Here is a 17,811-nt window from a genome sequence, read left to right on the forward strand (position 1 = left end):
TCTTGTTGATTATTTATTAGAGATAGATTGGGCTTGAACTGATTTTATCGTAATTTGTCCATCCTCTAGAACTGCTACTAATTCTTTTACAGTTGGATCTTCCAAAATAACATCTGCTAGTTGATCCTCTAAATGTTCTTGGATTACTCTTCTTAATGGACGAGCACCGAAGCTTGGATGTGTTCCAAGTTCCACGATTTTTTCTTTAGCAGAATCATCAACTTGTAAAGTAATGTTTTGTTCTTCCAAGTTTTGAGCAAGTTCTTCTAATAATAAGTCGGTAATACGAAGTAAGTGTTCTTTTTCTAATGTTGTAAACTCGATAATTGCATCAAAGCGGTTAAGGAATTCTGGTTTGAAAAAGTTTCCCAATGTTTGCAATAGATTACTTTCTTCCATTGCATCATTTTGTCCAAAACCAACTACTTTATGCTTATGAGCGACACTAGCGTTACTTGTCATAATAATGACAGAATCTTTGAAGCTTACAGTACGACCTTGGCTATCTGTTAAACGTCCATCTTCCAAAATTTGCAGGAAAATAGATTGAATATCAGGATGAGCTTTCTCGATTTCATCTAGCAAGATAATGCTGTATGGATTTCTTCTAACTTTTTCCGTTAACTGTCCTGCTTCTTCGTGACCGACATATCCTGGAGGAGAACCAATGATTTTACTAATACTATGTTTTTCCATATATTCACTCATGTCTAGACGAATCATACTTTCTTTGCTGCCGAATAATTCTTCTGCAAGTGTTTTTGTAAGCTCTGTTTTCCCAACTCCAGTAGGACCGACGAATAGGAAGCTACCGATTGGTCTAGTTTTCGATTTAAGTCCAGCTCTACTACGTTTAATGGCTTTACCCACTTTTCGGACAGCTTCGTCTTGTCCAATTACTTTTGCAGCTAAACGCTCGCTTAAATACTTCATCTTTTGCTGTTCATCTTCCTGTAATTTCCCAACAGGAATACCTGTTTTCTTTTCGATTAATTGTTGGATAAGAGTTGCGTCTACTATCGGTTTGTCGTCTTTATTAGGTTCATTTAAGGCTTTTTCAAGCTGCTGTTCTTCTTTGCGTAATTCTGCAGCTAATTCATAATTTTCTTCTTTTAATGCTTGTTCTTTTTCACTAGCTATCATTGCAAGGCGATTTTCAATTGCATCTGTATTTTGATAATTAGAAGAAAGATTCATTTTAGAACCAGCTTCATCCATTAAGTCAATTGCCTTATCTGGTAAGAAGCGATCTTGAATATAACGATGAGATAGTTCGGCACATGCTTTGATTGCATCCTCTGTGTAGGTAACTTCATGGAACTTCTCATATTTATCCTTAATGCCGTTCAAAATAGAAAGGGTTGCTTCAACAGAAGGCTCACTTACTTGTACTGGCTGGAATCTTCGCTCCAATGCTGCATCTTTTTCGATTTGACGATATTCCTTAATGGTAGTTGCTCCGATAATATGCAGTTCCCCACGCGCTAACGCTGGTTTTAGAATATTGCCTGCATCCATTGATCCTTCGGCAGATCCTGCCCCAACTAGTTGGTGAATTTCATCTATAAAGACAATAACATTTTTTCTAGCTTGTACTTCTTGGATTACTTGTTTCATTTTTTCTTCAAATTGGCCGCGAATCCCTGTGTTTGAAACAAGAGAAGCCACATCTAACAAGTAAATTTCTTTATTTTGTAATTTTTTTGGTACCTTACCTTCTATAATTTTAAGCGCTAATCCTTCTGCTATCGCTGTTTTTCCGACACCAGGTTCCCCAATTAAAACCGGATTATTTTTATTTCTTCTATTTAAAATTTCGATTATACGTTCAATCTCATTTTCTCTGCCGATAACAGGGTCTATCAAACCAGCGTTAGCCATTTGGTTTAAGTTTTTCCCGTGTTTATCGAGAATGCCAGACTTTTTATTATTAGAAGTAAAAGGAGCTTCTTTTGCAGCATTAGCTCCCCCTAGTGGATTTGATTGGTTAAATGATTGAAATAACTCATCAAAAGGGGAAGGTTGGAAAAACATTTGGCCGCTTTGTGCTGCAATTTTGTGCTTTTCTTTTTGATAGCAAGCGTGACAAAGATTCATTGTACTTTCCATATTGTTTAAAACAAATCGTAGACTGATTGTCGCACTGTTTTGTTGGCAAATTTCACATTTCATAAATAAATATCCTCCTTTTGAATTTGACTAATATTGACCTTTTGTAAGTATGATTATACTTTGACCATTTTTGACTTTCAAGTTTTTTGCTTAAAAATATTTGTGGTTTTTTTTGGAAAACAAGTGTGCTTAATTGGTACAAAATGTCTCACTTAAAATTTATTTTTTAATTGGTAAAAAGCTCGTCATTGTTTGTCCATTTCCACATATAGTTGATGTAGGGAGGGAAATATGTGAAAAATAAATGGAGTGCAGCAATTCAGCTTGCAGCAGTTTATGTAGGTACTGTTGTTGGTGCTGGTTTTGCAACAGGAAGAGAAATAGTAGTCTTTTTTTCACAATATGGATTTATCGGTCTGCTAGGAATCCTTTTAAGTGGATTTATTTTTGCGTATTTTGGGGCGAAGTTAATGCGCATTTCTGTCAGAATAAAGGCTTCTTCTTATCAAGAATTTACCATCTATTTATTTGGCAATTTGGTAGGAACGATTATTAACTTTCTATTATTACTTATGCTAATAGGAGTTTGTGCAGTCATGTTTTCAGGAGCTGGAGCCGTATTTGAGGAGCAGCTCGGTTTAAATAAAACAGTTGGAGTTATTTTTACTATTGGACTTTCCTTAATTGTAATGATGGTTGGAACAAAAGGTCTATTTGCAGTAAACACTTTTGTTGTTCCAATTATGATTAGTTTTAGTTTTATTCTCTTTTTTCTTTCTGTTTCATTGCCAGGCTTTTTGGGAGAGATTTTTCAAATGGAGCCAATTACTTGGAAAACACTTAGTTCTCCATTTTCGTATACTGCCTTAAACTTAGCGTTAGCCATTGCGGTGTTAGTACCTGCTGCCTCTGAAATAGGGGATGAAGAAGTAGCTAAATGGGGAGGCATTTTAGGTGGGATTGCTTTGATGGTGATTCTAATTTCCAGTCATTTTTCTCTGATTATGCTTGGGGATGTTTCTCTTTATTCTATTCCGATGGCAGTCATTATGAAAAATTTAGCTCCGCAGCTTTCATGGGTTTATATTTTAGTAATTTATGGAGAAATATTTAGTTCTGTAATTGGAAATATTTATGGGTTAGAAAGGCAGATGCGTAGCTTTATTCCTTTACCGAGTATGGTTTTAATTGGGGGAATTATCACGGTGTCTTATCTAATTAGTTTTGTACAGTATGGTACTTTATTGTCTTTTTTATATCCCATATTTGGTTATATTAGCTTAGTGTTTTTATTGTTCTTATGGATAAAACCAATTCCAAAATAATATTAGTAAAGACAAATAAGTATCCCTGACTGTATCTTAAAGAACAGGGATACTTATTTGTCTAGTATTATTTATCTCACTTTTAACGGGAAGTAAGAGCCAAACCCACAAACCACAGAAAATCGAGGGAAGTAGGTATAGTAACTCTGCCGTCAACGTCCGATAAGTGCAACTAACCATCAGTGGGGAACAGGAAAAAACCACACTGATGGTGGTTTTCTTTCCGGTTAGTTAATTAACGCCTGAAGTGGAGAAGGGATACGTCCACCACGGTCAATAAGTTTAGCTGAGCTAAATGGGTTAACCCCCATTACAGGTGCTCGACCTAATAGTCCGCCAAATTCTACAATTTCTCCTTCTTTTTTACCAGGAACAGGAATGACACGGACTGCTGTTGTCTTCTTATTAATCATCCCGATTGCTGCTTCATCTGCAATTATCGCTGATAAGGTAGCAGCTGTAGCATCTCCAGTAAGTGCAATCATATCAAGTCCAACAGAGCATACACAAGTCATTGCTTCTAATTTGGAAAGAGTTAAGCTATTGTCTAGAATGCCTTTAATCATTCCATTATCTTCGCTTACTGGAATGAAAGCACCACTTAATCCACCAACATAGCTACTTGCCATGGCACCACCTTTTTTTACAGCGTCGTTCATTAAAGCTAGCGCAGCGATTGTACCATGTGTTCCCACACGCTCTAATCCAATTTCTTCTAATATTTCTGCTACACTATCATTAATTGCATTTGTCGGAGCAAGGGAAAGATCCATGATACCGAATGGAACGTTTAAACGTTCAGCAACAACACGACCGATTAATTCACCAGCGCGAGTAATCTTAAAGGTTGTCTTTTTGATGATTTCAGATACTTCGCCCAAATCTGCATCAGGATATTTTTTCAATGCGCTTAAAACAACCCCAGGCCCACTAACACCTACATTTATGACTACCTCACCTTCTCCAGCACCATGGAAGGCACCAGCCATAAATGGGTTATCTTCAACGGGATTACAGAAGACAACTAGCTTAGCACAGGCTAAACCATTTTGATCCTTCGTATTTTCTGCTGCCTTTTTGATGATTTCTCCCATTTGTTTTACAGCATCCATATTAATTCCTGTTCTAGTCGTAGCAACAGATACAGATGCACATACTCGTTCTGTGACGGAAAGAGCTTCTGGAAGGGCGTCTAATAATGTTTGGTCACCTTTAGAAATACCTTTATGAACTAAAGCGGAGTAACCTCCAATAAAATCTACATTTAAATCTTTTGCTGCTTTATCGAGTGTTTTTGCTAAAGTAACTGCTTGTTCTACCGTACTATTTCCGAGAATTTCAGCTATTGGAGTAATAGAAATACGCTTATTAATAATAGGAATTCCATATTCTTTTTCTACAGCTTTTGCTACTGCTGTTAATTTGCTTGCATATGTAGTGATTTTTTTATAAACAGATTCATTTAATTTTTGAAAATCTGAATCTGCGCAATCATATAAACTGATTCCCATCGTCACAGTACGAATATCAAGGTTCTCCATTTGTACCATGTTGATCGTTTCCATCATTTCATTTAATGCAATTTTCATTATACAGACCTACTTTCCTTAGACACGATGCATGGATTGAAAAATGTCTTCTAATTGGATATTTATTTTTAAATGAAGCTGTTCACTTAATTCATCAAACTGTTTTGTTAAGGTATCTAAGTTTTCTTTTTCCGTAATATCTACTAACATCATCATTGTAAAAAAATCTTGAAGAATGGTTTGACTGATATCTAGAATATTGATGTGATTATTAGAAAGAATGGTAGTAACCCTACTGATAATGCCAATTTGATCTTTTCCGACTACACTAACGACTGCACGACGCTGTTGAACCATTATTTCACCTCATGTTTTCCTAATTTAGTTACGGTTCTTAAATAATTAACTTCACTAAAATGTATACAAAAAAACAGATTGGATACACCAATCTGTTTCAAAGGGTAAGAAGAACCAGGACATCATAAGTATGTATTGGTTAACCTTCTGTCCTTTTACCTGAGATTGTGAATCCTTCGGTGCCGTTTCTTATAGGAAACGGTCTCTCCAGAAGCTGCTCCTGTTATAGTTTGATCCATAACATTCATAGCATGCGAATTATTTAAGAAATATAATGTGATGTTAACAGTTTTTTTTCATGTGGTCAACAGAATATTTGTCCATGGTGAGTTAATAAATGTTAGATGAAACGATCAGTCAAATGTTTAAAAGGATAGGATAAAAAATAAAATACTGTTTATTATAAAATGGAAAGGATGGAGGTGATATAATTGTCAAAGGCACAAAGAGAAAAAGAAAGAGAATGGACTGTACGTAAGCAAAAACAAAAGCCGCATGGAAAAGTCAAAACGAAAAAAGAATTAGCGGAGGAATAGTTTCTTCCTTATAATATATGATATCGATAAAGCGCATACAAAAAAGAAGTCAATAAAAGGAGTAAATCCTCATGTGACTTCTTTTTGTATGTTTAACATTTATTTAATGATGCGATAATTTTTATGATTAACAACGGTTCTTTGCTCTAGTTCAAGATCGCGGTAGTTGTTCATATAAGTTAAATCTACAATAACTGAATTTTCATTTACTTTTTCCACGATTCCTTGTAATCCTCTGAATTCAATAATATTTCCAACCTCGGCTCTTTTCACTCACAATCTCTCCTCATCATTCCAAATTTTATATAAATTCTGATTATAGTTTGCACTATTTAGAACTTATTCGTAAAAATAGCAGTATAGTAATCTTATTATATATATACTATGAAACTGCAAATAAAATGTGTATCATTTACTTTTTTGAAATAGGTTTTAGTTGGTTTGTTATTTTAAAGTTATTTCCACTTCTCAAAAGGAAATGAAGGGGAATGCTGTTAAACGAAAATTATGTATTTTTAATAATAAAAAAGAAAGGGGTGCAAGAAATATATTTACAGAATAAACTATTTTCCGATTATCTGCGATCATTAAAATGCTTACACTTTTCTGATATTAGATGATATTATAACATAATTAGTAGAATTATACATAATAATATCAAAAAATAGTAATAGAAAAAGGAAATAGGTAGAATTCTTTGCTTTAAATAAAAGAATCACTTAAAATATGGACAAAAAATGATGGAAAGGAAAATAGGTGAGTGGAATGAATAAAGAATTGGCAGAGGAAATATTAGACCAATTAATGAAAAGAGAAATAGAAAGCTATCGTGTGAAAAAAGAGGACTTCCTCACGTTTCGAACTGAATTAGTTAAAAGGGAAGACTTTAAGCATTATAAAGGTATAGCAGAAATTGGTGGAGATGTTACTTATAAATACATGGATGAACCAAGAAGTTAAGTGAAGAATTTACTTAAAACCTCGCCTCCTATCTAAGTGAATACTTCAGATAGGAGGCGAGGTTTTAAAATTGGTGTATGATGATTATTTTTTACTCCTGCTCTTTGTTCTCCATTCGAGAAAGTTCCTTAAGACCGCTAATTATCTTCTGTTTAGCATTATTGTCTCCCGTTCCTTCATATCCATATTCAAATTGATTTCCCATTTTTTTCTTCCAAGTAATATGACCAGGCATCATTATTTCGTTTTCATTTAAAGTAAATTGAAGTTGCAGGAGTAAACGTGTATCACCAACTGGTAAGTCATATGCGGAACGAAATCTTAGACCATTAGGACTTATGTTATCTATTAGGACATGTCCTTTACTAGAGAGTGTATCTGCATCAATTTTTAATGTTAGTACAGCTTCTATAGAATCATTTAATTGGTAGCGAAAAGCTTCATTTCGTTTGTATCTCATAAATTCCCTCACTTTTATCTATTATCCTGTTAAATCTTTTTGTTGTTTTCAATCATTAGGATTTAGGGATTCATTATAGGCGTTGTTAATGGCGATAATTCAGACAAAAATATTTCGACATAAAAGAAGTATTGGACTTAATAACTGGAAATTTATACTTAAAAGTTTTAATAATATTTAAGCTTGTTTAACTAAATAATGCAATATATTTTTCGTTGTCCAATTGGTTTCTATTCTAATCTTTGACGGAATTGTTACAATAATTAGGTGTTCGAATGAGAAGTGACCATAACAGTTAACTGTATAAAAGTTAACTACTTTGGGAATTTATAAAACAGGAAATAACAGTAAAATACGATAAAATTCACTAAATTTCCCCATAAAGTTAACTATTTTTTGTCGTTTAGTAAATTTTGATTGTCTATGCAAGAAAGAAATGCTATTCTTTCATTTGAGATGTCTTTTTCAAAAACTTAAATTACCTGCCTATTTTAAACATGATTTTTACATGTTTTCATCTTTTTAGAAGATGCTATAAATGGTTGTAAAGGAAGTTTGTGTACATAGACAATTAATTTTTTCGACAAAATACATAGCTTTCGGTTTACAATTGTAATATATAAATTATATATTATTTATGATAAACAATTGTTGGTTTATATTAAAGGTTGTTTAAGTTTGAAAAGTTTAGCTTATTGTTAACATCTTAATAACTTAATCGATAAAGGAGAATGATTTTATTATGGTAGAAAAACAATTTAAAGTTATTGCAGATACAGGAATTCATGCAAGACCAGCAACTCTTTTAGTACAAGCTGCTAGCAAGTTCGATTCAGATATTCAATTAGAATATAAAGAGAAAAAAGTTAATCTTAAATCAATTATGGGTGTAATGTCATTAGGTATTGCTCAAGGTGCTGATATTAAAATTATTGCTGAAGGTAATGATGAGCAAGAAGCAATTAATGGATTACAAGAAACTTTAAATAAAGAAGGTTTAGCAGAATAATGAGTTTTTTACAAGGAATTGCTGCATCTAGTGGAATAGCCATTGCAAAAGCTTATCGTTTAGTGGAACCAGACCTTTCTTTTGAAAAGACTAGCGTAGAAAATGCAGAAAATGAAATTTCTCGTTTTCAAGAAGCTTTATCAAAAGCAAAGTCAGAATTAGAAGCTATCCGTGAAAAAGCTAATAAAGAGCTTGGTGCGGATAAAGCTGCGATTTTTGAAGCGCATTTATTAGTATTAAGTGATCCAGAATTAATTGCACCTATTGAAGATAAAATTAAAACAGACCTAGTCAATGCTGAATTCGCATTAAAAGAAACTACAGACATGTTTATTACAATGTTTGAATCAATGGATAATGAATATATGCAAGAAAGAGCAGCAGATATTCGTGACGTGACTAAACGTGTAATGTCTCATCTTTTAGGTGTACATTTGGTAAACCCAAGTATGATTTCAGAAGAAGTAATAACACCATCTGATACTGCACAACTTAACCGTCAATTTGTTAAAGGCTTCACAACTGATATTGGTGGTAGAACATCTCACTCAGCAATTATGGCTCGTTCTTTAGAAATTCCTGCTGTTGTTGGTACAAAAAAAGCGACAGAAGAAATTAATAATGGCGATTTAGTAATTGTTGATGGATTAAAGGGAGAAATCCATATTAATCCAACACCTGAAGTAGTGGAAAGCTATAAACAGACTGCTGAACAATATGAGCAACAAAAAGCAGAATGGGCAAAACTAGTGAATGAACAAACAGTAAGTTCAGACGGCGTTCATGTGGAACTTGCAGCAAATATTGGTACACCAAACGATTTAGAAGGTGTAACTAATAATGGTGCAGAAGCAGTTGGTTTATATCGTACAGAATTCTTATACATGGGCAGAGACCAACTTCCTACAGAAGATGAGCAATTTGAGTCATACAAAGCTGTCCTTGAAGGAATGAAAGGAAAGCCAGTTGTTGTACGTACATTAGATATTGGTGGAGATAAAGAATTACCATATTTAGATCTTCCAAAGGAAATGAATCCGTTCTTAGGTTTCCGTGCTATTCGTCTTTGCTTAGAGGAGCAAGATATTTTCCGTACGCAATTAAGAGCGTTGTTACGTGCAAGCTCATATGGAAATTTAAAAATCATGTTCCCTATGATTGCTACTCTAAACGAATTCCGTGCAGCTAAAGCTCTTTTAGAAGAAGAGAAAGCTAACTTAACATCGGAAGGCGTTAAAGTTGCGGAAAAAATTGAGCTAGGTATTATGGTAGAAATTCCTTCTACAGCGGTGCTTGCAGATCAGTTTGCTAAAGAAGTTGACTTCTTCAGTATTGGAACAAATGACTTGATTCAATACACAATGGCTGCAGATCGTATGAACGAACGCGTATCTTACCTTTATCAACCATACAATCCTTCTATTTTGCGTCTTGTTAAAATGGTTATTGATGCAGCGCATAAAGAAGGAAAATGGGCAGGTATGTGTGGAGAGATGGCAGGAGATGAAACAGCAATTCCTTTATTATTAGGATTAGGCTTAGATGAATTCTCGATGAGTGCTACATCTATCTTAAAAGCTAGATCGCAAATTCTAAATCTTTCTAAAGCAGAAATGGAAGAATTAGCGGAAAAAGCACTACAAATGTCTACAACTGAAGAAGTTATGGAAGCAGTAAAGGCTGCTGCAAAACTTTCATAAAAAAGAGGTTTATCCTTTAAAATAGTGGGTATAAATAAAAATAGCATAAGCTCTTTTTACAAGTTAGCTTAACGCTATTCTCATTTTCCCCTTATTTGAACTGACTAGATGATTCTAGTCAGTTTTTTTGTTGTGTATGATAAAAAACCTGGTTATGGAAGAGAGATAGTTACATTAGTAATTTCGATTTAACATTTATGACTACTGCATTAGTGATATAAGTGACTTATTGAGTTGAGCTGGTGGCCATATAACGTATGAGTAAAATGTTTGTGGGAGAATAAATATCCTTTTTGTCTAGTTGGGGGACGAGTCCCCCAACTAGACAAAAAGGCCACCAAGCGAAAGCGCGGTAGCTGGAAAAAATTAAGTATTAAAAAAGAGAGCTTCCTTTTGTAAAGTAGAGTTTGACTAGAATACTACGAAAAGGAGAGGCTCTCATGAATCAATGTAACACAAAAATGCCATCATTAAAAGAATTGGAAAAAACTTTATTTCGAACACTACAAATGACCTTTCAAGAAATCCTTGTTCAAACATTAGAAAATTGGGATCTAGAGATTGCTCAGCAACGAGACAAAAGAAGATTTGCTTTACGAGATAAACGAGAAATACGAGTAGATACAGCGTTTGGAGCAGTGGAGCTGAAGCGTAATTATTATTTCGATCGTGTAACCAAAAAATATATTTGTCTGTTAGATCATTATTTACAGTTTCAAGGGAATAAAGGGTTTAGTCCACTATTAGAAGAATGGGGGCTAGAATTAGCGACAAATGGTTCCTCCTATCGAAAGGCGGTGGAAACGTTCGAACAATTTTTAGGCTATTCGGCGATGAGCCACGAAGCATTACGGCAACATCTTCTTCATACAAGCGTACTTCCCGCTAAGGAAAAACGTCCTTTTCAAAAGGTGTTGTTTGTCGAAGTAGATGGATTATATGTGAAGAGTCAAGAAAAGAAAAAGCGTGGATGGGAGTTGAAATTCGCCGCTGTACATGAGGGATGGAAAGAAAACGGAAAGCGAGTCAGGCTCCGAAATAAAAGGCATTTTCTCTATGAAGAAAAAGAACCCTTTTGGGAAGCTTTTGAAACATTCTTACAGAATCATTATGCGTATGATCCAACCCAAACCTTGCTTATTATTAATGGCGATGGAGCAGGCTGGATAACGGCATGTCGGGAGTATTTTCGGGAACGCGCCTTTTTCACCATGGACCGTTTTCATGTCGCTCGTTCGATGAAGCAACTAATGAAGAGCCATCCTCGATACCGCTACATGAAAAGAGCGTTAAAAAACTACCAGGTAGAAACATTACTTCTAGAGTTGAATAGCGCAGTAGGAACAATGGATACACCAGAAGAAGAAGAAAAACTAGCGCATTTCCTCGGCTTTTTAACGCATCATCAGGAAACCATAAAAGATTACCGTAGTTGGTTACAGGAGAAAGGCGTGGACACGACAGCGTATCGTCCAATGGGAAGTGCAGAAGCAATGATGAATCAATTAGCCAAACGATTAAAAAATGGAAGAGCATGGAGCAAAAAAGGCGTCATGAGCATGGCACGTTTGTGGATTGGGTTGAAGGATGATCTATCTATCCAAACGATATATGGAAAATGGGAAAAAGCCACGGAAAAATCAAAGAAAGAGCATCGACCGAAAAGAAAAATACCCACAAAATTAGTAACAGAAACCGTGCGTCAGAACATGCCATACTTAAATCAAGCGATTGGAAAACCCGTTCACTTTGCCTTACAGGGATTAAAAGGTTTTTAAAAAATGAGAGAATCAACAGTTGTAAGAACAAAACCAATTGGAAAGCGGATACAAACTTAGAGGTTTTACTTTATAAAAAAGGGAGCTAAAAAAACTCCCACAAAAACTTGACTCAATCCCATATAACAAAAAGGTTGGCAAAATTTTAAAAATTGTATATAATTATTTATAATATTAATAATGTATACTTACTCAAAGGGGAGTAGCTTTTAGGATAGTACCTAAAACAAAGTCGTCAGTTCATGGCAGATGCCATCGGCTTTGTTGGCATATTTATGCTTAGCAAGACCTTTGCCTATTTGGCAAAGGTCTTTTTTGCGTATCAAGAAGCAAAAGCCGATAGGAGGAAGTGTACAAATAGTAATGAAAGGAGGGGGGGACTGGCGTAGTTTTGTAGGTGTTTTTACTTAAGTATAATTGCTTATAGAAAGATTATTACCACCAATTATTATGCTAAGATTCAGCACGTTTAATCTTTTCATACTTGTTATCCTTTTTAAGGGAAGAACAATAGTTGTAAAGTTCTTTTAAGTAGCCGATGATTATTATAGCTGCTCTAATATGAAATTACATACATGAAAAGTCTGCAAAGAGGAAAAATATATACATTCGTAATTAATCACCCCATACTACTGAATAACGAGGTTTCGTGGACGTTAATATTGGGAAGGGGTAAGGAAAGATAGGAAAAGTGAATTTGTCAGAAAAATATTTCAGGTTACATAGATGTGCATAATGAGAAAGATGAAATCTAAGATTGTTAAACCTGAAATTAAAGGAGATGAATAAAGCCAAGTGGAATTTTATCAAAAGGAAAAAGATGTCGTATTAAAGGATTTACAGTCATCTGAACAAGGATTATCAACAGATAAGGTAAAGAGTCTTTTGGAAAAAGAAGGATATAACGAGCTGAAAGATAAAGAAAAAGTACCAACATGGAAGCTCTTTTTAGAAACATTTAAAGATCCTATGGTTATTGTGTTGTTAGTAGTAATTGTTATTCAATTAATTATGGGGAAGTTTGTAGAATCACTCATCATTTTTTTAGTTTTATTGCTAAATTCTGTAATTAGTGTCATTCAAACTAAAAAAGCTGAAAGTTCACTAGATGCGCTGCGAAGTATGAGTGCTCCTGAAGCAAAAGTAAGACGTGATAATACAAATAGCACGATTCCTGCAAGAGAGTTAGTACCAGGAGATATCGTTTTTCTAGAAGCTGGTGATTATGTTCCAGCAGATGGGCGGATTTTGGAAAGTGGTTCTTTAAAAGTTAATGAAGGGATGTTAACAGGAGAATCAGAAGCAATAGAGAAACAAGAAAAAGTGATTACGGAGGATTCTGCGCTTGGTGATCGTATCAATATGGTTTATAGCAGTTCCCTAGTCGTGTATGGTCGAGGTACTTTCGTCGTAACAGGAACTGGAGAAAAAACCGAAATTGGTAAAATTGCTGATATGCTTAACACAGCAGAAGAGAAGCAAACACCTTTACAGCAAAAACTTGCAGATTTCAGTAAAAAATTAGGAGTAGGAATTCTTATTTTATCTGTTCTGATCTTTGCTATCCAAGCGTTAAGAATATGGTTAGGAGATGAAACGGTTGACGTTACGACTTCCATTCTTAATGCGTTATTATTCGCAGTTGCTGTAGCAGTAGCAGCCATTCCAGAAGCATTATCTTCTATTGTTACTATAGTTCTATCGGTTGGAACGAATAAAATGGCAAAGCAAAGTGCGATTATTCGAAAGTTACCTGCAGTCGAAACATTAGGATCGACCAGTGTTATATGTACAGATAAGACAGGGACTTTGACACAAAATAAAATGACCGTAACGGATTATTTTATTCCAGAAGGGGAAAGGGAGCACTTGCCACCGGATCCTTTTCAGTGGAACCATTCGGAAAAACTTTTGTTAAATATTGCAGTACTTTGTAATGATTCATATATAAATAAAGAAAATAGAGAAGTGGGAGATCCAACAGAAGTTGCGCTTATTAACTTTTATAATGATGGCAAAAGGAATTATGAAGAGGTACGCTCTCGATATCCGAGAGAAGCGGAACTGCCTTTTGATTCAGATCGAAAGTTAATGTCTACTATTAATACGATTGATAACCAACGTCTAATGCTCATAAAAGGTGGCCCAGATGTTATGTTTAATCGGGCGACAAAAATATTGGTTAATGAAAAGGAAGAACCGTTTACAAATGAATGGTTAAAGAAACTGCAGGGGGCTAATGAGGATTTTTCAAATCAAGCATTAAGGGTTCTTGCATATGGATATAAACATGTGCCGCAGGATAAGACAACTATAACGGAAGAGGATGAGTCTGAAATAATCCTTGTTGGTTTAACAGCAATGATGGATCCGCCGCGAGATGCCGTATACGCATCGATAGAGCAAACGAAAGATGCTGGTATTCGAACAGTTATGATCACTGGAGACCATAAAACAACTGCCCAAGCAATTGGGCGTAAAATTGGATTAATGCAAGAAAATGATATTGCGTTAACTGGTCAAGAATTAGATGCATTATCAGAAGAAGAGCTAGATCAAAAATTAGAAAGCATTTCTGTTTATGCTCGTGTCTCGCCAGAAAATAAAATAAGAATTGTTAGAGCATGGCAAAAGAAAAATCGAATTGTTGCGATGACTGGTGATGGTGTCAATGATGCTCCAGCATTAAAACAGGCTGATATTGGTATTGCAATGGGAAGTGGTACAGATGTTGCCAAAGATTCAGCTGATATGATTCTTACAGATGATAATTTCGTGTCAATCGTTAATGCAGTTGGAGTAGGAAGAACTGTTTTTGACAATATCAAAAAATCAATTGGGTACTTGTTTGCAGGGAATTTTGGGGCAATAATTGCTATATTGTTTGCAGTCATTGCTGGTTGGGCAAATCCATTTACGGCTTTACAGCTGTTATTTATAAACTTAGTTAATGATTCTTTACCTGCTATTGCTCTTGGGATGGAGAAATCAGAGCCAGGAGTAATGAAGCGCAAACCAAGAGATGTCAAAGAAGGAATCTTTGCAGGAGGAACGCTTCGTGCAGTCGTTACAAGAGGGATTTTGATTGGTGTAGCAGTAATCATTGCCCATTATATCGGTTTGCAGCATTCCGATGAATTAGGAGTAGCTATGGCTTTCACCACATTAATTCTTTCGCGGTCATTGCAAACTTTTGCTGCTAGATCTAGTACACAAACGATTATTGGTGTCGGCTTATTTTCCAATAAATATGTTTTAGGAGCAGTGGGAATATGTTTCTTCCTATATCTAATCACTATTTTGCCATTCGCTAGAGAAGTGTTCGCTATCCCTCCTTCATTTGGTTTACATGAATGGTTAATAGCAACAGGATTAGCAATTGCTGCTGTGATTGGGATGGAAATAATGAAAGTGATTATGGTGAAGTTATTACGTAAATAAAGAAAAAACTATCTGGAAATATGCGATCGAATTGTTTAGAGAGTATATTCTAGATAGTTTTTTTAAAATAGACAACCATTTAACACAATCAAAAAAGTTTTCGTGATACTATAAAGAAAAACAATGTTAATGGATGGCAACATTGTAAAAAGGAGAGGAAGCAAAATATGTTGGCAAAAGAAACAACGACGATTGGCTTTATTGGTACAGGTGTTATGGGGAAAAGTATGGCAAGACATTTATTGCATGCAGGTTATCCTGTTATTGTACATAATCGTACAAAAGAAAAGGCGTCTGATCTTATAGCAGAAGGAGCGGATTGGGCCGATAGTCCGCATGAAATCGCTTCTAAAGCCAATGTAATCATAACAATTATTGGGTATCCAAAAGATGTTGAGGAAGTATATTTAGGTGAACTTGGTTTAGTTAAAAATGCAAGAGAAAATACATATCTAATAGATATGACGACATCTACTCCGAGCCTTGCGAAAAGAATATATGAGGAAGCGAAAAAGAAAAATATCTATACCTTAGATGCACCTGTTAGTGGTGGAGATGTGGGTGCAAGAGATGCAAAATTATCGATTATGGTTGGAGGAGACGAGGCTGTTTTTAAAGAACTTCAGTCAATATTTGAAATGCTTGGAACCAACATTGTTTACCAAGGACCAGCAGGAGCTGGCCAACATACAAAAATGTGCAACCAAATAGCAATTGCTTCGAATATGATTGGTGTAACAGAAGCGATTGTGTATGCAAAGAAAGCAGGATTAGATCCAGAAAAAGTTCTACAGAGCATTACAAGTGGAGCCGCAGGCAGTTTCTCTTTGAGTAATTTAGCGCCAAGAATGATTAAAGGTGATTTTGAGCCAGGATTCTATATCAAGCATTTTATTAAAGATATGAGAATTGCGCTGGAAGAGGCAGAAGGAATGAATATGGAGACACCAGGGCTATCACTTGCTGAAACACTGTATAGTCATTTATCAGCAAAAGGTGAAGATGAGAGTGGCACACAGGCTTTATATAAATATTGGGATCGATAAAAAAACAGCTTCCACCTCTGATGTTTGCAGAGATGGAAACTGTTTTTCTTATTTTTCTAGATAGTTTTTTATATATTCCTCTAATCGATTACATGCTTCAGTCAATGTTTCCATTGAATACGCAAACGAAATGCGGAAGTATCCTTCTCCTAGTTCGGAAAAAGCACTTCCTGGTACAACGGCTAAATTAACTTTATTAACTAAATCAAGACAAAAATCAAAGGAATTCATTTGATCTGTCGGTACTTTGATAAAAAAGTAAAATGCACCATCTGGCATAACGATATCGAAGCCGATAGAAGATAAGCGATCATATAGATATTTTCTTCTCTCTCTATAATCATCTCTCATTGGTTTGGCATCATCGATACCGGTAGTTAATGCTTCTAAAGCAGCTCTTTGAGAGATAGAAGAAGCGCATGTTACATTATATTGATGAACTTTTATTATTTGCTGACTGAGGATTGTTGGAGCAAATAACAAACCAACTCTCCATCCAGTCATACTATGTGACTTAGATAGTCCATTAATTACAATCGTTTGTTCACGAAGGTATTGAGCAATAGACACATGCTCTTGATCGTATAATAATTCGCTGTAAATTTCATCGGCTAAAATAAAGATGTCTTTTTCTCGAATTAGATCAGCTATTTCTATTAATTCTTTTTCCGTAAGGCTAACCCCTGTAGGATTTGATGGATAGGGTAGAACAATACATCTTGTTTTTTCTGTGATGTATTTCTTTATAACATCAGCTGTAAAACGAAAAGAAGTATGACGAATATCAGCATATACAGGAGTTGCACCACATAAACGGATAATGGGCTCATAGCCAGGATACACTGGTCCTGGAAGAATTACTTCGACATCTTGGTCGAGGATAGTCCGAAATGTAACGTCAATTGCTTCACTAGCTCCCACTGTGACAATTACTTCTGTAGAAGGGTCATAGGAAAGATTATATTTTTTATTTACAAACTGTGATGCTGCTTTTCGTAGAGCAAGATCTCCAGCGTTATGTGTGTAGGATGTATAATTTTCATCAATGGAAGTTTTAGCAGCTTCTTTAATATGTAGAGGGGTTGGAAAATCTGGTTGACCTATTGTTAAAGAAATCATCCCTTCCTTTCCGGCAACCATATTAGAGAACTTTCTGATACCAGAAATCTCAATATTTTTAACTTTTTTATTGATTAAATGTTCCATATTAAGTCTCCTATCGTAACGTATTCTATAATGATATCAAAAGCGATGATTAATGAAAATACATAGACAAATAAAAAGAGCAGGTACTTGAAAAATCTTTCCCTGCTCGAAGCTTAATATTATATTCTTAATAACCATACTCCCAATCAACATCTTCTTCAATAAATAATAATTGTTCATGGGATGATTGATCAGAATGAGTCTCTATGGATTTGGTTGTAAGGTTCTTTTCATCTGATTTTTTCCATGTGTCCAAATCGATATTTTCTAAAAATGTGACGGATAAATCATCGTGAAAAAGAATTGCAGTACCCTTCATTGTGTACTCGTCCCCTCTTAAAGTGATTTAACA

At 35.0% G+C, this 17,811-nt stretch carries 15 protein-coding genes and 2 riboswitches; of the genes, 8 read left to right on the top strand and 7 right to left on the bottom strand.

The window, feature by feature from the left end; translation table 11 throughout:
- Nucleotides 1–9: 9 nt before the first annotated feature.
- The gene (locus tag HHU08_RS09105) at nucleotides 10–2,172 is read right to left on the bottom strand and encodes an ATP-dependent Clp protease ATP-binding subunit (protein WP_169188319.1); all 2,163 of its coding nucleotides are present in this window, start codon (nucleotides 2,170–2,172) and stop codon (nucleotides 10–12) included.
- A 233-nt stretch (nucleotides 2,173–2,405) separates the two neighbouring features.
- Here HHU08_RS09105 and HHU08_RS09110 point away from each other — a divergent pair, with 233 nt between their 5' ends.
- Complete coding sequence (locus HHU08_RS09110; RefSeq protein ID WP_169188320.1) at nucleotides 2,406–3,437, top strand: YkvI family membrane protein; 1,032 nt, start codon at nucleotides 2,406–2,408, stop codon at nucleotides 3,435–3,437.
- Between the two features lie 227 nt (nucleotides 3,438–3,664).
- Here the strand turns inward: HHU08_RS09110 and HHU08_RS09115 are convergent, their stop codons facing one another.
- Nucleotides 3,665–5,026, bottom strand: a complete 1,362-nt coding sequence (locus HHU08_RS09115) for a PFL family protein (RefSeq protein ID WP_016200922.1) — start codon at nucleotides 5,024–5,026, stop codon at nucleotides 3,665–3,667.
- An 18-nt stretch (nucleotides 5,027–5,044) separates the two neighbouring features.
- Nucleotides 5,045–5,323 carry an ACT domain-containing protein gene (locus HHU08_RS09120; protein ID WP_016200923.1) on the bottom strand — a complete coding sequence of 93 codons (279 nt, stop codon included), beginning with the start codon at nucleotides 5,321–5,323 and terminating at the stop codon, nucleotides 5,045–5,047.
- Nucleotides 5,324–5,460: 137 nt separating this feature from the next.
- Nucleotides 5,461–5,544, bottom strand: a riboswitch (glycine riboswitch).
- A gap of 210 nt (nucleotides 5,545–5,754) precedes the next feature.
- Between HHU08_RS09120 and HHU08_RS25055 the strand changes: the two genes are divergently transcribed.
- A complete protein-coding gene (locus HHU08_RS25055) occupies nucleotides 5,755–5,859 on the top strand; it encodes a DUF6254 family protein (RefSeq protein WP_220040981.1) in 105 nt (34 codons plus the stop codon).
- A 99-nt stretch (nucleotides 5,860–5,958) separates the two neighbouring features.
- Here HHU08_RS25055 and HHU08_RS09125 read toward each other — a convergent pair whose 3' ends face one another.
- Complete coding sequence (locus HHU08_RS09125; protein ID WP_065429081.1) at nucleotides 5,959–6,132, bottom strand: YkvS family protein; 174 nt, start codon at nucleotides 6,130–6,132, stop codon at nucleotides 5,959–5,961.
- 492 nt (nucleotides 6,133–6,624) lie between these two features.
- Between HHU08_RS09125 and HHU08_RS09130 the strand changes: the two genes are divergently transcribed.
- Nucleotides 6,625–6,819 (top strand): hypothetical protein, encoded by a 195-nt coding sequence (locus HHU08_RS09130; protein WP_169188321.1) that lies wholly within the window; start codon nucleotides 6,625–6,627, stop codon nucleotides 6,817–6,819.
- 91 nt (nucleotides 6,820–6,910) lie between these two features.
- Here HHU08_RS09130 and HHU08_RS09135 read toward each other — a convergent pair whose 3' ends face one another.
- A complete protein-coding gene (locus HHU08_RS09135) occupies nucleotides 6,911–7,279 on the bottom strand; it encodes a PilZ domain-containing protein (protein WP_016200926.1) in 369 nt (122 codons plus the stop codon).
- Nucleotides 7,280–8,021: 742 nt separating this feature from the next.
- On the opposite strand from HHU08_RS09135, the gene HHU08_RS09140 reads away from it, so the two are divergent.
- The 5 genes from HHU08_RS09140 to HHU08_RS09160 all read left to right on the top strand — a co-directional run bounded on the left by HHU08_RS09140 (nucleotide 8,022) and on the right by HHU08_RS09160 (nucleotide 16,253).
- Nucleotides 8,022–8,288, top strand: a complete 267-nt coding sequence (locus HHU08_RS09140) for a phosphocarrier protein HPr (RefSeq protein ID WP_016200927.1) — start codon at nucleotides 8,022–8,024, stop codon at nucleotides 8,286–8,288.
- On the top strand, nucleotides 8,288–9,988 hold the full coding sequence (gene ptsP, locus HHU08_RS09145) for a phosphoenolpyruvate--protein phosphotransferase (protein ID WP_169188322.1): 1,701 nt from the start codon (nucleotides 8,288–8,290) through the stop codon (nucleotides 9,986–9,988). Before HHU08_RS09140 ends, ptsP begins: the two co-directional genes overlap by 1 nt.
- Nucleotides 9,989–10,428: 440 nt before the next feature.
- On the top strand, nucleotides 10,429–11,766 hold the full coding sequence (locus HHU08_RS09150; RefSeq protein ID WP_100525934.1) for an ISLre2 family transposase: 1,338 nt from the start codon (nucleotides 10,429–10,431) through the stop codon (nucleotides 11,764–11,766).
- Nucleotides 11,767–11,951: 185 nt separating this feature from the next.
- Nucleotides 11,952–12,047: riboswitch (yybP-ykoY riboswitch) on the top strand.
- A gap of 514 nt (nucleotides 12,048–12,561) precedes the next feature.
- A complete protein-coding gene (locus HHU08_RS09155) occupies nucleotides 12,562–15,207 on the top strand; it encodes a cation-translocating P-type ATPase (protein ID WP_169188323.1) in 2,646 nt (881 codons plus the stop codon).
- A 110-nt stretch (nucleotides 15,208–15,317) separates the two neighbouring features.
- Nucleotides 15,318–16,253, top strand: a complete 936-nt coding sequence (locus HHU08_RS09160) for an NAD(P)-dependent oxidoreductase (RefSeq protein WP_328823066.1) — start codon at nucleotides 15,318–15,320, stop codon at nucleotides 16,251–16,253.
- Nucleotides 16,254–16,301: 48 nt separating this feature from the next.
- Here the strand turns inward: HHU08_RS09160 and HHU08_RS09165 are convergent, their stop codons facing one another.
- Both HHU08_RS09165 and HHU08_RS09170 read right to left on the bottom strand, forming a co-directional pair.
- The gene (locus HHU08_RS09165; RefSeq protein ID WP_169188325.1) at nucleotides 16,302–17,459 is read right to left on the bottom strand and encodes an aminotransferase A; all 1,158 of its coding nucleotides are present in this window, start codon (nucleotides 17,457–17,459) and stop codon (nucleotides 16,302–16,304) included.
- A gap of 127 nt (nucleotides 17,460–17,586) precedes the next feature.
- Entirely contained in the window at nucleotides 17,587–17,778 is a 192-nt protein-coding gene (locus HHU08_RS09170) for a hypothetical protein (RefSeq protein ID WP_016200933.1), read from the bottom strand.
- Nucleotides 17,779–17,811 lie beyond the last annotated feature (33 nt).

This window comes from Niallia alba, from assembly GCF_012933555.1.
GTDB classification, from domain to species: domain Bacteria; phylum Bacillota; class Bacilli; order Bacillales; family Cytobacillaceae; genus Niallia; species Niallia alba.

Coding starts and splice junctions, on each gene's coding strand:
- HHU08_RS09115 (WP_016200922.1), bottom strand. CDS start 5,026: ATGAAAATTGCATTAAATGAAATGATGGAAACGATCAACATGGTACAA.
- HHU08_RS09140 (WP_016200927.1), top strand. CDS start 8,022: ATGGTAGAAAAACAATTTAAAGTTATTGCAGATACAGGAATTCATGCA.
- ptsP (WP_169188322.1), top strand. CDS start 8,288: ATGAGTTTTTTACAAGGAATTGCTGCATCTAGTGGAATAGCCATTGCA.
- HHU08_RS09120 (WP_016200923.1), bottom strand. CDS start 5,323: ATGGTTCAACAGCGTCGTGCAGTCGTTAGTGTAGTCGGAAAAGATCAA.
- HHU08_RS09165 (WP_169188325.1), bottom strand. CDS start 17,459: ATGGAACATTTAATCAATAAAAAAGTTAAAAATATTGAGATTTCTGGT.
- HHU08_RS09135 (WP_016200926.1), bottom strand. CDS start 7,279: ATGAGATACAAACGAAATGAAGCTTTTCGCTACCAATTAAATGATTCT.
- HHU08_RS09150 (WP_100525934.1), top strand. CDS start 10,429: ATGAATCAATGTAACACAAAAATGCCATCATTAAAAGAATTGGAAAAA.
- HHU08_RS09105 (WP_169188319.1), bottom strand. CDS start 2,172: ATGAAATGTGAAATTTGCCAACAAAACAGTGCGACAATCAGTCTACGA.
- HHU08_RS09130 (WP_169188321.1), top strand. CDS start 6,625: ATGAATAAAGAATTGGCAGAGGAAATATTAGACCAATTAATGAAAAGA.
- HHU08_RS09170 (WP_016200933.1), bottom strand. CDS start 17,778: ATGAAGGGTACTGCAATTCTTTTTCACGATGATTTATCCGTCACATTT.